The sequence below is a fragment of the Litoreibacter roseus genome (assembly GCF_009811795.1).
Classification (GTDB): Bacteria; Pseudomonadota; Alphaproteobacteria; order Rhodobacterales; family Rhodobacteraceae; genus Litoreibacter; species Litoreibacter roseus.
Genome location: NZ_BLJE01000001.1, coordinates 1,364,766 through 1,379,982, shown reverse-complemented (window position 1 = coordinate 1,379,982; position 15,217 = coordinate 1,364,766). Strand labels below are relative to the sequence as shown.

The 15,217-nt window shown below is 57.0% G+C and carries 11 protein-coding genes; 6 read left to right on the top strand and 5 right to left on the bottom strand.

The window, feature by feature from the left end:
• The first annotated feature begins 10 nt into the window (after nt 1-10).
• The 5 genes from KIN_RS06745 (at nt 11) to KIN_RS06725 (ending at nt 4,559) form a co-directional block, all read left to right on the top strand.
• The gene (locus KIN_RS06745) at nt 11-787 is read left to right on the top strand and encodes an ABC transporter ATP-binding protein (protein WP_159805178.1); all 777 of its coding nucleotides are present in this window, start codon (nt 11-13) and stop codon (nt 785-787) included.
• Between the two features lie 15 nt (nt 788-802).
• The gene (locus tag KIN_RS06740) at nt 803-1,339 is read left to right on the top strand and encodes a hypothetical protein (protein WP_159805176.1); all 537 of its coding nucleotides are present in this window, start codon (nt 803-805) and stop codon (nt 1,337-1,339) included.
• A gap of 26 nt (nt 1,340-1,365) precedes the next feature.
• A complete protein-coding gene (locus KIN_RS06735; protein WP_159805430.1) occupies nt 1,366-2,049 on the top strand; it encodes an ABC transporter ATP-binding protein in 684 nt (227 codons plus the stop codon).
• Between the two features lie 90 nt (nt 2,050-2,139).
• Nucleotides 2,140-3,150 (top strand): branched-chain amino acid ABC transporter permease, encoded by a 1,011-nt coding sequence (locus KIN_RS06730; RefSeq protein ID WP_159805174.1) that lies wholly within the window; start codon nt 2,140-2,142, stop codon nt 3,148-3,150.
• A gap of 101 nt (nt 3,151-3,251) precedes the next feature.
• Nucleotides 3,252-4,559 carry a branched-chain amino acid ABC transporter permease gene (locus KIN_RS06725; protein ID WP_243144847.1) on the top strand — a complete coding sequence of 436 codons (1,308 nt, stop codon included), beginning with the start codon at nt 3,252-3,254 and terminating at the stop codon, nt 4,557-4,559.
• Here the strand turns inward: KIN_RS06725 and KIN_RS06720 are convergent, their stop codons facing one another.
• Together KIN_RS06720 and KIN_RS06715 are read right to left on the bottom strand one after the other, a co-directional pair.
• The gene (locus KIN_RS06720; protein ID WP_159805172.1) at nt 4,560-6,971 is read right to left on the bottom strand and encodes a GcvT family protein; all 2,412 of its coding nucleotides are present in this window, start codon (nt 6,969-6,971) and stop codon (nt 4,560-4,562) included.
• Between the two features lie 99 nt (nt 6,972-7,070).
• Complete coding sequence (locus KIN_RS06715) at nt 7,071-8,330, bottom strand: DUF2254 domain-containing protein (protein ID WP_159805170.1); 1,260 nt, start codon at nt 8,328-8,330, stop codon at nt 7,071-7,073.
• 157 nt (nt 8,331-8,487) lie between these two features.
• Between KIN_RS06715 and KIN_RS06710 the strand changes: the two genes are divergently transcribed.
• The gene (locus tag KIN_RS06710; RefSeq protein ID WP_159805168.1) at nt 8,488-10,899 is read left to right on the top strand and encodes a GcvT family protein; all 2,412 of its coding nucleotides are present in this window, start codon (nt 8,488-8,490) and stop codon (nt 10,897-10,899) included.
• Here the strand turns inward: KIN_RS06710 and KIN_RS06705 are convergent.
• From KIN_RS06705 to recA, 3 genes are all read right to left on the bottom strand, one after another.
• Nucleotides 10,896-11,186, bottom strand: coding sequence for a DUF1330 domain-containing protein (locus KIN_RS06705; RefSeq protein ID WP_159805166.1), 291 nt, complete (start codon nt 11,184-11,186; stop codon nt 10,896-10,898). The two genes, KIN_RS06710 and KIN_RS06705, sit on opposite strands and share 4 nt — an antisense overlap.
• Nucleotides 11,187-11,190: 4 nt before the next feature.
• Nucleotides 11,191-13,854 (bottom strand): alanine--tRNA ligase, encoded by a 2,664-nt coding sequence (gene alaS / locus KIN_RS06700; RefSeq protein WP_159805164.1) that lies wholly within the window; start codon nt 13,852-13,854, stop codon nt 11,191-11,193.
• A gap of 178 nt (nt 13,855-14,032) precedes the next feature.
• Nucleotides 14,033-15,118, bottom strand: a complete 1,086-nt coding sequence (recA, locus tag KIN_RS06695; protein WP_159805162.1) for a recombinase RecA — start codon at nt 15,116-15,118, stop codon at nt 14,033-14,035.
• Nucleotides 15,119-15,217: the final 99 nt, after the last annotated feature.

Below are 15,217 nucleotides of genomic sequence, written 5' to 3'. Positions count from 1 at the left end.
GGGACAGGGCATGATACAGGTCGAAAACCTGCGGAAGAGCTTCGGCGGCTTCCATGCGGTGGATGGCGCTAATCTTCGAATAGAAGAGGGCACGATCACCGCTTTGATCGGACCAAATGGCGCGGGAAAAACCACACTTTTCAATGTGATTGCTGGCGTTCTTAAGCCAAGCTCAGGCCGTGTTTACATGGATGGCGAGGACATCACCGGTCTCCCCCCGCACACGCTGTTTGGCAAAGGGTTGCTCCGGACATTCCAGATTGCGCATGAATTCTCGTCCATGACAGTGCGGGAGAACCTGATGATGGTCCCGGGCGGTCAGACTGGCGAAACCTTGTGGCGCACATGGATCGATCGCCGCCGGATTGCCAGCGAAGAGCGCGCATTGGCGAGAAAAGCTGACGAAGTGCTCGAATTTTTGACAATTGACCATCTCGCTGACGAACGAGCAGGCAATCTGTCCGGCGGGCAGAAAAAATTGCTCGAACTTGGTCGTACGATGATGGTCGACGCCCGTATCGTGTTTCTGGACGAGGTTGGCGCCGGTGTGAACCGCACCCTTCTCAATACCATTGGGGATGCCATTATCCGTCTGAATAAAGAACGTGGTTACACTTTTTGTGTAATCGAGCACGACATGGATTTCATCGCTCGGCTTTGCGATCCGGTGATCGTGATGGCCGAAGGACACGTGCTGGCAGAAGGCACGATTGAGGAGATCAAGAAGAACGAGCAGGTGATTGAGGCCTATTTAGGGACAGGGCTCAAGAACAAGAAAACAGCCTAAAAACAGGAGAGGCACATGAGCAAAGGGGCACTTTTAGCAGTCATACTATCCGCAGCAGGATGGGTCGGGGGCGCGCACGCCGCCTGTGTCCCACTGCACGAACAGATAGAGTTTTGCGACGATGGAGCGACATGGCAACGCTTCGAAATGGTCGCAAACGAGACACTCGCGATGTTTCGGTTCGAGGATAAGTCCATCGGCAAGCTGATCGTCGAAAAAGCAGCACCAGGCCAACGCATCACGGCCAAAATGGTCGAAGACGCGATCATCGAAAAAGTTGGCAAGCAAAGCGCCGAAACAGGTGTTGCGCCAATTGACGTTCAAACCCGGGAAGGCGGCCGCATCGGCGAGCATGTTATCGGAACAGTCCAGTATGAGATGGACATGGCCGACATGGGCATCGTGCAATTTCACCATTCCTATCTTGTCGGCGATGCGCTTGTGGTGCAATTCGTGACGCTCAGCAATGTGTTGGAGCACGACATGGCCAAAACCGTCCATCAACGCTTTATCGAGCGCTTTGAAATATCAAAGCCCGAGACGCTTTTGTGACAGACCCCTTTCTGATTGGGGATCAAATGTCAGGGGGATACGGGTCAGGGCCTGATATCCTCCATGACTGCACGATAGCTGTCGATGAGGGAGAGATCGCCGTAATTGTCGGCCCAAACGGGGCGGGCAAATCGACGGCGATGAAAGCCGTCTTTGGTATGCTGAACGTGCGCCAAGGTGCGGTGCGGCTTTTTGGCGAGGATATCACATCGCTCAGCCCACAGGACCGGGTTGCCAAGGGCATGGCCTTTGTGCCGCAAACCTCGAACATCTTCACTTCAATGACAGTCGAAGAAAATCTTGAGATGGGTGCGTTTCTGCGCCGAGACGACATTACAGGCACCATGGACCAGGTCTATGATCTGTTTCCCATCCTGCACGACAAACGTCGCCAGCCCGCAGGCGAGCTTTCGGGTGGTCAGCGTCAGCAGGTGGCTGTCGGGCGCGCTTTGATGACTCAGCCCAAGGTACTGATGCTCGACGAGCCTACCGCGGGCGTGTCGCCAATCGTCATGGATGAGCTATTCGACCGGATAATCGAGGTTGCCCGCACCGGGATCAGTATTCTCATGGTTGAGCAGAATGCGCGGCAAGCCCTTGAGATTGCCGATAAAGGCTACGTTCTGGTTCAGGGGCGCAACCGCTACACGGATACCGGCAAGGCCCTTCTGGCGGATCCGGACGTGCGCAAATCATTTCTTGGTGGATAGAATGACGCCCTTTCTTGTATCTTTGCGCCGCGTCCCGCGCGGGGTACCCATGATGGGGTATCCGGCGTGCGATGGTAAGGTGGGAACGTAATGGACTACATCAACGCGCTGGTCGCATTTACGAATTTTGTGCTGGTGCCTGGAACGGCGTATGGGGCGCAACTGGCGCTTGGAGCACTAGGTGTTACGCTGATCTACGGCATTCTGCGGTTCTCGAACTTCGCGCATGGGGACACGATGGCGTTTGGCACGATGTTTGTCATCCTCATCACATGGGCTTTTCAGGGTGCGGGCATCAGTGCGGGGCCGGTTCCGACAGCCCTTTTGGCCCTGCCCTTCGGGATCGCGTTAACGGGATTATTTTTGATCGGCACGGACCGTGTCGTATACCGCTTCTATCGAAAACAGCGTGTGAAACCGGTCGTCATGGTTATGGTATCGCTCGGGGTCATGTTCATCATGAACGGCCTGACGCGTTTTATCATCGGACCGGATGACCAACGGTTTGCAGACGGTGAGCGTTTCCTCATAACCGCCCGTAATTTCAGGGAAATGACGGGGCTGCGAGAGGGTCTTGCGATAAAGACAACCCAAGGGATCACGGTCATCACAGCGGTAATTGTTGTGGTGCTGCTTTTCTGGTTTCTCAATCGCACGCGGACAGGGAAATCCATGCGAGCGTTCTCGGACAATGAGGATCTGGCGCTGCTCTCTGGGATCAATCCGGAGCGGGTCGTGCTGTATACTTGGTTAATCGTTGCTGCTTTGGCGACGGTTGCAGGGACGCTTTACGGTCTCGACAAGTCTTTCAAACCCTTCACGTATTTCCAACTTCTTCTGCCGATCTTTGCTGCGGCAATCGTCGGCGGTCTGGGCAACCCAGTGGGCGCTATTGCGGGCGGCTTTGTTATCGCCTTCAGCGAAGTGACGATCACTTATGCGTTCAAGAAGGTCGCGACATACGTTCTGCCAGAAGCCTTGGCCCCGGACGGTTTGGCGCAGCTTCTGAGCACGGACTACAAATTCGCGGTCTCATTCGCGCTGCTGATCGTCGTGTTGATGTTCAAGCCCACCGGGCTTTTCAAAGGACAATCCGTATGATGCAACTTCCGGTCATTCTGTGCGGATTGGGCGTTCTTATTTGCATTGCGGTCGTCGTTCTGGCGGAACGACGCAAGCAAATCGTCCTGCGGGATAGCGCGATGTTTGTTATCGTGGCGTGTCTAATTTTGGGTACCGGGTTTCAGGAATCTTGGAATTCTGCGCTGTTCATCCTCAATTTCGGTTTGATCTCGGCGATCATGGCCTTGGGTGTGAACTTGCAATGGGGGTTTGCCGGGCTCTTCAACGTCGGCATCATGGGCTTTGTCGCCTTGGGGGGACTGGCGGCGGTTTTGATTTCCGCCGAACCGACACCGGGGGCGTGGGCTGCTGGTGGCTTTCAGGTGTTGGGCGCCTTGGCTTTGGGCGCTGCGACAACCACCCTTGCGGTTATCTTGTGGAAGCGCATGAAGCCGGGTCGCGTGCGGCTTGGCGTTCTGCTGACCGTCCTGATTGGGGGCTTCTTCCTCTTTCGCGGGATTTTCGACCCGGCCGTCAGTGCGATAGAGGCAATCAATCCGGCCCAGACAGGGTATTTAGGTGGCCTGAACGTCTTCGCCAATGAAGCGACGCGAGCGGGCTGGATGACTGTCGTTGCGTGGCCAGTCGGTGGACTGCTCGCTGCGGGCGCCGCGTGGATCGTCGGCAAAACTGCCTTGGGATTGCGGAGCGACTATCTTGCGATTGCAACCTTGGGGATCGCGGAGATCATCATCGCAGTCATGAAAAATGAAGACTGGTTGGCGCGGGGTGTTAAGAATGTTTCTGGCTTGCCAAGACCCGTGCCCTACGAGATTGACCTGCAAAACAATTCCGACTTCGTCGAACGTGCGGCAACCATTGGCCTGGATCCAACTACGGCTTCGACGCTTTTCGTCAAAGTGGCTTACGGTCTTCTGTTTGCCGTCGTCTTGGTCATTTTTCTGCTTTTGGCCCAATGGGCGCTGAAGTCGCCATGGGGCCGGATGATGCGGGCCATTCGCGACAACGAGGTGGCGGCAGAGGCGATGGGCAAGGACGTCACAGCACGCCATCTTCAGGTCTTCGTTCTGGGATCGGCGATCTGTGGTGTCGCGGGTGCGATGATGACAACGCTCGACGGTCAATTAACCCCCGGCAGCTACCAACCGTTGCGGTTTACGTTCCTGATCTGGGTTATGGTCATCGTCGGCGGCTCCGGCAACAATCTGGGCGCCGTTCTGGGTGGGTTCATCGTCTGGTTCCTTTGGGTGCAGGTCGAACCGTTCGGGCAATTCGTCATGAGTGTTGTCACCGCCGGTATGGCAGACGGCTCACCCATACGTGAACACCTTCTTGAAAGCGCTGCGCATATGCGGCTTCTGACAATGGGCGTCCTCATGCTTCTTGTGCTTCGGTTCAGGCCGCGTGGCCTTATCCCGGAGCGGTAGCTAGCCGCGCAGGCGCTGCCCTGTCGGATCGAACGGTGGGGCATCCAGAATCCTTCCGCGATGGGGCCGCCCAAGGATCATTATATCAACCTCGGTGCCCGCCGGTGTGTCTCTGACGAAGCCCAGAGCAAGTGATTTCTCGACCGTGTAGCCGTAGGCGCCTGAGGTCACACGACCGACCGGTGTACCATCGGGCAGAAAGATCGGCTCCCCACCCGAGGCGTCTGCATCCGTGACCTCCAACACTTCGAGTATTGCCAAGCGCTCACGTGGGGCGTTTTCCTTGACGGCGGCATAGGCCCCTTTGTTGAGAAAGGACTTGTCCATTTTGATCAGTCGGTCGAGCCCGACCTCTTGGGGCCAGTACTCCAGTGAGTATTCCCGTGACCATGAGCCGTAGCCTTTTTCAATCCGCAAACTGGTCAGCGCACGGCTGCCAACCGGTCCACCGCCGACAGCGCGTACGGCCTTGAGCAGAGCCGCGTAAAGCGCCGCCTGATCTTCAACGTCGCAGTAAAGCTCCCACCCCAGATCGCCCGTGAAGCTGACCCGGAGCGCGGTCACGGGAATGCCCGCAATCTCCAGCGCTGCGGACCGCATGAAGCGGAAATCATCTGGCGCCAAAGATGCTTCCGTGAGGCTTTGCAGAACGTCCCGCGATTTGGGCCCCGCGACGCTAAACCCACAGACGGCATCGGTTCTGCTTTCAAAGGTCGTGCCAGCGGGCAGCGGCACCATCTGGAAAAACCGGGCATGGTAGCGTTCGGCCATGCCTGACCCGACAATCCAGAATTCGTCCTCAGCGCGCCGCGTCACGGTGAAATCCCCGGCGATCCCACCGCGTTTTCCAATCAATGGTGTCAGGCAGGACTGCCCCAGGGTTTGGGGCATTCGGTTGGCGAAGACAGCATTCAACCAAGCCTCAGCGTCAGGCCCACGCACAGTATATTTCCCAAAGTTCGAGATATCGATGACGCCCGCCGCCCCTCGCAGCATCCTGCATTCCGCGCCGACGGGCTCAAACCAGTTCTGGCGTGTGAACCCGTTGGTGTCAGCGGCGTCCGGCCTGTCCGCAAACCAAAGAGGATGTTCCCATCCATAGTTGAGCCCGAACACCGCACCGTTCGCACGTTGCAACGCGTAAGCCGGTCGCATGCGGGCGGGACGCCCTGCGCAACGCTCTTCGTTGGGGAAGTGTATGGAGAACCGGTTGGCGTATTGATCGCCCACGCGGGCCTTGGTGAATTTGCGGTCTGCCCACGCACCGAAACGCGACAGGTCCCATGGGAACATATCGAGATGCGGCTCACCGGTGACGATCCATTCCGCCGTCAATTCGCCCAGTCCGCCTGATTGGGAAAACCCGGGTATGATCCCGTTGCAACAAAAATAGCCTTTCAACTCTGGTACCGGGCCAAACAGCGCGTTTGCATCCGGCGACCAGATCATCGGGCCATTAATCACCCTTTTGATCCCCGCTATGCCGACCGCTGGAACCCGGTCGATAGCCCGCATCATGTTGTCCTCGATCCGCCCCAGATCATCGGGAAAGAGCTCATGGCCGAACCCTTGTGGCGTGCCGTTTTCAGCCCAGAACCTAACATCTTTCTCATACGCGCCGACAAGAAGCCCCTGCCCTTCCTGCCGGAGATAGTACTCGCCATCCCGGTCCGCGACGGATGGCAAGCGGCGGTCCAATGCTTCGATGTCCGGAATGCTTTCGGTGACGAAATATTGATGCTCCGTCGGCAGAAGTGGCAGATCCAAACCTGCCAAAGCAGCCACCTCCCGCGCCCATAGCCCTGCAGCGTTTACCACGACATCTGTCCTGATGTCCCCCTTTGGCGTTCGGACAATCCAAGTTCCATCACTTTGCTGCTCGGTCCCTGTCACTGGGGTAAAACGGTGGATCTCGGCGCCCGCATTGCGCGCCCCGGTGGCATAGGCATTGGTGACGCCCGATGGATCGACGTTGCCACCGTCGGGTTCGTACATGATGCAGCGGATGCCATCATAGTTGACGAGCGGATGAAGCCGTTCCGCCTCCGCGCGGTCGACTGCATGAAAGTTCAGATCGTAGTACTTCGCCTTGGCGGCCTGAAGGCGCAGTTGATGTTCCCGCGCTTCGGTCTGTGCCAGATAAAGGGAACCGGGCTGAAACACGCCACACCCCTGACCGGTTACGGCTTCAAGCTCCTTATAGAGGTTCATGGTGTAATGCTGGATGCGCGTGATGTTGTTGTTATCATGCAGACCGTGGATGTTGGCGGCTGCGTGCCATGTCGATCCGCTGGTCAGCTCGTCCCGCTCGAGCAGTACCACATCCGTCCAGCCGAACTTGGTCAGATGATAGAGGATCGAGCAGCCAATGACGCCGCCCCCTATGACCACCGCCTGCGCGTGGGTTCTCATCAGATACCTCCCGAGCGATCCCTTTCGGTCAGGTTGCTGCAGAAGGTATGTTGCCGAATGACCAGCACCGACACTTTCGGACGTTTTTGGCAATCCTGATCAGGCTGCCTGAACCTCAGCTGGCGTGCGTGCGCTCAAGCGCTTGATGTCATTCTCATCGATCATCTGGGACTTCGCGCGTTTGAATGCCAGAACGGCAGCTTCCTTCGCCGCTTTGGCAAGCGTTTCATCGGGGTGATCCGCCAACGCGGCCAGTGCCTTTTGCAAGGCAAGCTGGACCTCGACAATTTTGCCGCCATCGCGGGCCAAAGGTGCAAACCCGTCTTCGATCAGATCGCCAGCGGCCAACGGAGGCACCCAGAGCCGGGGATGCATGATATTGCTGTCACCTTCCTCCATTTCTTGACTGTAGCTTTCAAGAATACGCGACATGCGTCCGATGACATCAATGGCAGTTCCCGGATCGTTGATGCCGGGCGACAGGGCTTTGGATCCGATCTCGCCCAGTACAACCAAACCGAAGCGGGGATCCTGTTCAAAGGTTCGAACGTCGCCGATCATCGTGTTCAGCCGCACGCAGTCCTTCATCTCGTCCGCATCGCCTGTGACATAGGCAAGGGTCATACCGCGGTGGATGAAACGACCCACGGGGGCCGTGAGGTACACATCGCAGTCGAGTTCTTCGGCCTTCTCAGAAATCGCACCCTCGTAGATATGCTGGATGTAACCGGTATCTTCCGCAACCACTGCGACCGCGTCGTCCGGTACATCATCCAGGTTTTTCAGTGGATTGGCCCCAAGACACGGTCTTTTCATCCGAACTCCGAAAACCCGCTCGGCCTCTGTTTCGATCCGGCGCGTGGTCTCGATAAGGCTGCCAAGATTCTGCAGATGAAGGATCCAGCGGACGATGGCCAAGATGATAAGGATCAGGATCAGGATGGTGAATCCAAAAAGAACAACGACTTGATCCTCGCCAAAGAGTTGGGTTTCCAGCAAGATGATGGAAGACAGGGCATAGATGTAGGCCCCTATGAAGGTGGCCAATGTGTTCTGTGTGGTCTTGTCATCCAGCATCAGCCGATGGGATCGAGGGGTCCATTGCGATGAGGCGGCGCGAAAAACAGAGACCATGACCGTTAGAGAGAATGTCGTCACCGCCAGCATCGAATTGGCAATGATTTCCAGCAGACGCCCAACAGATCCAGCGCCTAAAACCTCTTGAATCCCGTTGGGCAGCAGCGGGTCCAGCAGTCGCGCAACACCGATGGCGACGAGGGAAAGAATCGCAATGAGGGTGATCCGGACCCAGAGCTTGTCCAGATAATGGATAAGCTTGCGCTTCAACGTGTCATACATCGGCGTCCTCCTTGGCGTGTCGACAAACGCGGTCGCGCCGTCCCGGTTCAACAGGTGCTTCAAACTGGCCTATCTGCGACGGGACATGTCGCGGTTTGTCTAGCCGTCTGACTGACACGGCCCTTTGATGAACGCAAATGTACAGAGAGGACGCGCCATGAAAACCACCACACGGGTCGCAGTGATCGGGGGCGGCGTCGTCGGGTGCTCGGTATTGTATCACCTCACCAAGCTGGGCTGGTCGGACGTGATGCTTATTGAGCGGTCAGAATTGACAAGCGGCTCGACATGGCATGCCGCAGGTGGGTTCCACACAATCAATGGCGACACCAACATGTGTGCATTGCAAGGCTACACCATTGGTCTCTACCGCGAACTGGAAGCACTGACCGGTATGTCCTGTGGGCTGCACCATGTGGGCGGCGTGACGCTTGCAGAAAGCCAGGAACGCTTTGACATGATGGTCGCTGAACGGGCGAAGCACAAACATATGGGGCTGGACACGCGGATTGTCGGTCCGGAGGAGATCAAGGAGATCGCCCCAATCACCAATCTGGATGGCATCATTGGCGGGCTCTACGATCCATTGGACGGACATCTGGACCCGTCCGGAACCACCCATGCCTATGCGAAGGCCGCCAGACTGGGCGGGGCAACCATAGAACAGCATTGCAAGGTAGAGGAGCTGAACCAGCGGCCCGACGGCACGTGGGATGTGGTAACCGAAAAAGGAACAATCCACGCCGAGCATATCGTCAACGCGGCGGGGCTGTGGGCGCGGGAAGTTGGCCAGATGGCCGGCGTCTATCATCCATTGCACCCGATGGAGCATCAGTACATCGTCACAGATGACATCCCCGAGATTTATGCCCGGGACAACGAGCATCCCCATGTGATGGACCCCGCAGGTGAAAGCTATCTGCGCCAGGAAGGACGCGGCCTGTGTATTGGGTTCTACGAGCAGAAATGTCGCCCATGGGCTGTTGACGGAACGCCTTGGAGTTTCGGGCATGAGCTTCTGGCAGATGATTTCGACAAGATCGAGGACTCGATTGCATTTGCGTACAAGCGCTTCCCGATCCTCGAAACCGCAGGCGTGAAATCGGTGATCCACGGGCCGTTCACATTTGCGCCGGATGGCAATCCGCTGGTGGGACCCGTGCAGGGACTGTCCAATTATTGGTCTGCCTGCGCAGTGATGGCCGGGTTCAGTCAAGGTGGTGGTGTGGGCCTGATGCTTGCGCAATGGCTGGTCGAAGGTGAATGCGAACGGGACACCTCCGCCATGGATGTTTCGCGCTACGGCAATTGGGTGACCGAGGACTTCACCCGCCCAAAGGTGATCGAGAACTACCAGACGCGGTTTTCTGTGGTTTATCCCAACGAAGAACTGCCCGCCGCCCGCCCCTTCCGGACGACCTCAATGTACGACATCTTTGACGGCATGAACGCAGTTTGGGGTCAGCAATACGGGTTGGAGGTGGTCAACTACTTCGCCGCAGAGGGCGAACCGCGATACGAAACACCGTCCTTCCGTCGCTCAAACGCGTTCGATGCCACAGCGCGGGAGGTCGCCGCAGTTCGGAGCGGTGTCGGCATCAACGAACTTCAGAATTTCGGAAAATATGAGGTGACGGGCGAGAACGCCCGCGCATGGCTGGACCGCGTTATGGCCGGACGAATTCCGCAACCCGGACGTCTCAGTCTAACCCCTATGCTCTCGGACCGCGGACGATTGATTGGAGACTTCACCGTCAGTTGCCTGTCAGACCACCATTTCCAGCTCACGGCATCTTACGGGGCGCAAGCCTATCATCTTCGTTGGTTTGAGCAACAAGCGTCACCGGGCGTTACAGTGCGCAATGTCTCAGACGATCGGACCGGGTTCCAGATCGCGGGGCCGAATGCCGCCAAGCTTTTGCAGGATTGCACCCGAACGGATGTCAGCAAAATCAGATTCCTAGACGTGGTGCACATGAATGTCGGCATGGCACCCTGCCTCGTTCAACGGGTTAGTTATACCGGCGATCTGGGGTTCGAGATTTACACCAGCCCGATGACGCAGCGCCACCTTTGGCACACGCTTTGGGAGGCCGGACAGTCTCATGACATCACACCCTTCGGGATGCGGGCGATGATGTCCTTGCGGTTGGACAAGTTCTTCGGATCGTGGATGAGCGAGTTTTCACCCGACTATACAGCCGCCGAAACCGGGCTGGATCGATTTATCAGTTTCAAAAAAAATGCTGATTTCATAGGTCGGGACGCGGCCGAGCGGGAGCGTTCCACCCCTCCGCCCCGCATTCTCAGCGCGTTCGAGGTAGACGCGGTCGATGCCGATGTTGTCGGGTATGAACCTATTTTCCTTGACGGTCAGGTGTCGGGGTTTTGCACATCGGGCGGATTTTCCCATTATGCGCAGAAGTCCATCGCATTGGGTTTTGTTCCACGGGATCAGGCCCAGCCGGGCCTCCAGGCTGAGATTGAAATCCTGGGCGACATGAGAGCCGCAACACTGATCACTAAGCCGCTATTCGACGCGGATGGCGCGCGGATGCGCGGGACCTAATCCAGTTCTTCCACGATCACCAAATCGCGTTCGGCCGCATCTTTTGCGTGCGTCAAAGCGGCCTGATAGGAGTCTGAAAAATAACAGTCTTTGGCGTCCTGAAGGCTTGGGAAACGGGCAACAACATTGCGTGCGCGATCTGTCCCCTCCAGCTGCTCGTAGCGGCCGCTTCTTGCAAGAAACACGCCGCCATGGGCCGCAATCGCATCCGTGGCGAGCTTAGCGTATTTTCCATAATTGTCGGCGTCCGTCACTGTCACATGCGCAATCCAGAGGGCTGTAGCCATTCTTCTATCCTATCACTTTTTCAGCGGCGGCAATTGCGGCGTCTGCTTTGGACGGATCTGCGCCGCCCCCTTGCGCCATGTCAGGGCGGCCGCCACCGCCCTTGCCGCCAAGTTCTGCTACCGCAGCCTTGACCAGATCGACCGCCGAGACGGTTTTGACAAGATCAGAGGTCACGCCGGCAGCCACGGCTGCTTTCTCGCCTGTATCGGCGATGAGCAACACAGCCCCTGATCCCATGCGCGCCTTATGCTCGTCAATCAGTGCAGGCAGATCCTTGCCGCTGACACCGCTCAGCGTCTGGGCAAAAAAGGGCGTCCCACCGATATCCTTGTCCGCTACCTGCTGCCCTGAGCCACCCATAGCCAAGTCGCGCCGCAGCTGCGCAATTTCATTCAAAAGAGATTTCCGCTCGTCGAGCAGCGCGGACACACGGGACGGGACGTCTTCCGCCCGTGTCTTTAAGGCTGATGCCGCTTGAGATAAGCGTGTGTCCTGTTCTCGTAGATAGTCGAGCGCCGCTTGCCCTGTCAGCGCCTCAATTCGACGAACGCCAGCACTGGAGGCGCTGTCACCAAGCGTGACAAACGCGCCTATATCGCCAGTCTGTCGCACATGGGTGCCGCCGCACAGTTCGATCGAGTAGGTCTTGCCATCAAGACCCTTACCTGTGTTGGCGCGCCCCATTGAAACGACCCGAACCTCATCGCCATATTTTTCGCCGAACAGCGCCTGCGCCCCAATGCCGCGCGCGTCTTCCGGTGTCATGATCCGGGTTTCGACGGCGGAGTTCTGACGAATGAACATGTTGACGTCCTGTTCGACCTGAGACAGCTCGTCTTGAGACAGGCCCTTGCCGTGTGAAAAATCGAACCGCAGACGGTCAGATGCGTTTAGTGATCCCCGCTGTGCGACGTGGTCCCCGAGCGCGACCCGCAAAGCTTCGTGCAGCAGGTGGGTCGCCGAATGGTTCGCACGGATGGCTGTCCTGCGACCGTGATCGACATCAAGCGCAACTGCATCACCTACGGAAAACGCGCCATTCTGGGGTGTGACACGATGGGCAAAGACGGCACCGCCGCCCATCTTCTGCACATCGATACACTTCGCGAGCACGTCTTCATTTTCAAGGCGGCGCACATAACCGTGGTCGGCAACTTGCCCGCCGCTCTCGGCGTAAAACGGTGTTTGATTGAGGACAATCCAACCGTCCTGACCGGCTTCGAGGGTCTTGGCGCTTTCGCTGTCCTTGACGATCGCCAAAATTTGACCTTCCGCTGTCTCGGTGTCGTACCCGAGAAAATCAGTCGCGCCATGTTGTTCAGCCAGATCAAACCAGATCGCAGCGTCACCTGTTTCGCCGGACCCTGACCAAGCCGCACGCGCCTTTGCCTTCTGCTCTGCCATCGCACTGTCGAAGCCGTCCGTATCGACAGATCGACCCTTCTCCCGCATTGCATCTTGTGTCAGATCAAGGGGAAACCCGTACGTGTCATAGAGCTTAAACGCAGCTGTGCCGGGCAATTCAGCGCCGTCTGGCAGATCCGATAACTCATCATCAAGCAGTTTAAGGCCGCGGTCCAACGTCTGCTTGAAGCGCGTTTCTTCCAGCCGAAGCGTCTCTTCGATCAAGGCCTGGGCTTGGCCCAACTCTGGATATGCGCTGCCCATTTGTGAAATCAGCGACGGAACCAAACGGTGCATGACCGGATCTTTCGCACCAAGCAGATGGGCATGACGCATCGCACGCCGCATGATCCGGCGCAGAACGTAACCCCGCCCGTCATTGGATGGCATAACGCCATCTGCAATCAGGAAGGACGAGGACCGCAAATGGTCCGCAATGACCCTATGGTGCGTCTTGCCAGCGCCGTCAGGCTCCGTAGAAGTCACATTTGCAGACGTTTCAATCAGCGCACGCATCACGTCGGTCGCATAATTGTCGTGGCTTCCCATCAAGGTCGCACACATCCGTTCCAGACCCATGCCGGTGTCGATGGATTGGCTCTTCAACTCCGTCCGAGAACCGTCTTCGTGCTGCTCATACTGCATGAAGACAAGGTTCCAGATCTCGATGAAACGATCACCGTCCTCTTCCGGGCTGCCGGGTGGGCCGCCCCAGATATGGTCGCCATGATCGAAGAAAATCTCGGAACTTGGACCGCAAGGCCCGGTGGGACCCATGGTCCAGAAATTATCATCAGTGGCGATGCGGATGATACGATCATCGGTGAAACCCGCGACCTTTTTCCAGATATCGGCAGCCTCGTCATCGGTATGGTAGACCGTGACCACCAGACGGTCCTTCGGAATATCGAACCTCTTTGTGATCAACTCCCACGCAAACTGGATCGCATCCGCTTTGAAATAATCACCAAAGCTGAAATTCCCCATCATTTCAAAGAACGTATGGTGGCGCGCGGTGTAGCCGACATTGTCCAGATCGTTGTGCTTTCCGCCCGCGCGGACGCATTTCTGAGCTGTGGTTGCGCGGGTATAGTCGCCGGTTTCCACACCCGTGAAAAGGTTCTTGAACTGCACCATGCCCGAGTTGGCGAACATCAGCGTCGGATCGTTGCGCGGCACGAGGGGGCTGGACGGGACCACTGCATGGCCCTGCGTCTCGAAATAGTTCAAGAAAGTCGACCGGATGTCGTTGAGACTGGGCATGAAAAGGTATCCATTTGCACGGCTATCACATTGAAGCGCAGATGTAGCCGCCTGCCCTCCTGCTGTCCACAGCCTGCGGCGGTTAGCGATCCGCCTTATTCACGAGGGGCGTGTGCAAATGAAAAGGGCGCGCCTTTCCGGCACGCCCTCTGATCGCTTTCAGCGATTGTGACGGTTATCAGGTTTCAACCAACCCGTCATCCTCACCTTCTGGCGAGGCGCCTTCCGGCATATCGAAATCCAGACCGTGGGCGGCCCGAATTTTATCTTCTATCTCATAGGCAATCTTGTTGTTTTCCCGCAGAAAACTCTTGGCATTTTCACGGCCCTGACCAATGCGTTCGTCGCCGTAGCTGAACCAGGCCCCGGATTTTTCAACCACTCCGGCTTTCACGCCAAGATCAAGCAATTCGCCCATCTTGGAAATGCCCTCGCCGTACATGATGTCGAACTCCACCTGCTTGAATGGAGGCGCAACCTTGTTCTTTACGACCTTCACGCGGGTCGCGTTGCCGACAACTTCGTCACGATCCTTGATTGCACCGATCCGGCGAATGTCGAGCCGCACGGAGGAATAGAACTTCAGTGCGTTGCCACCAGTGGTTGTTTCGGGCGAACCGAACATGACGCCAATCTTCATCCGGATCTGATTGATGAACACAACCATACATTTGGAGCGCGAGATGGAGCCGGTCAGTTTACGCATGGCTTGGCTCATAAGGCGCGCATGCACCCCCACGGAGCTATCACCCATATCGCCCTCAAGCTCGGACTTAGGTGTCAGGGCCGCAACGGAGTCGACCACGACCATGCTGACTGCGCCGGACCGCACCAGGGTATCAACAATTTCAAGGGCTTGTTCGCCTGTATCGGGTTGCGAAATCAGCAATTCGTCCAGATCCACGCCAAGCTTCCTGGCGTACTGGGGATCAAGGGCATGTTCTGCATCAACAAACGCGCAGACGCCGCCTTTCTTCTGTTCTTCTGCGACACAATGCAGGGTTAGCGTCGTCTTACCCGAGCTTTCAGGACCATAGATTTCAACGATGCGTCCCTTTGGCAGACCACCGATCCCAAGGGCGATATCCAGCCCGAGGGAGCCCGTGGATGTCGCTTCAATCTCCTGAATCGCATTCTCGTCGCCGAGCTTCATGATTGAGCCCTTACCGAACTGCCGCTCGATTTGGGCCAGCGCGGAATCAAGCGCTTTTTGCTTATTGCTGTCGCTCTTGGATGTCATCTGAAGGAGATCTGCCGTTGCCATGATTTCTTCCCTTATTCCATACCGCTATTTGCGCGGCAATCACTGCTTTGTTCGCCTCTTGTTCTCATATATATGAGACCAAAACGAGAACAATTCAAC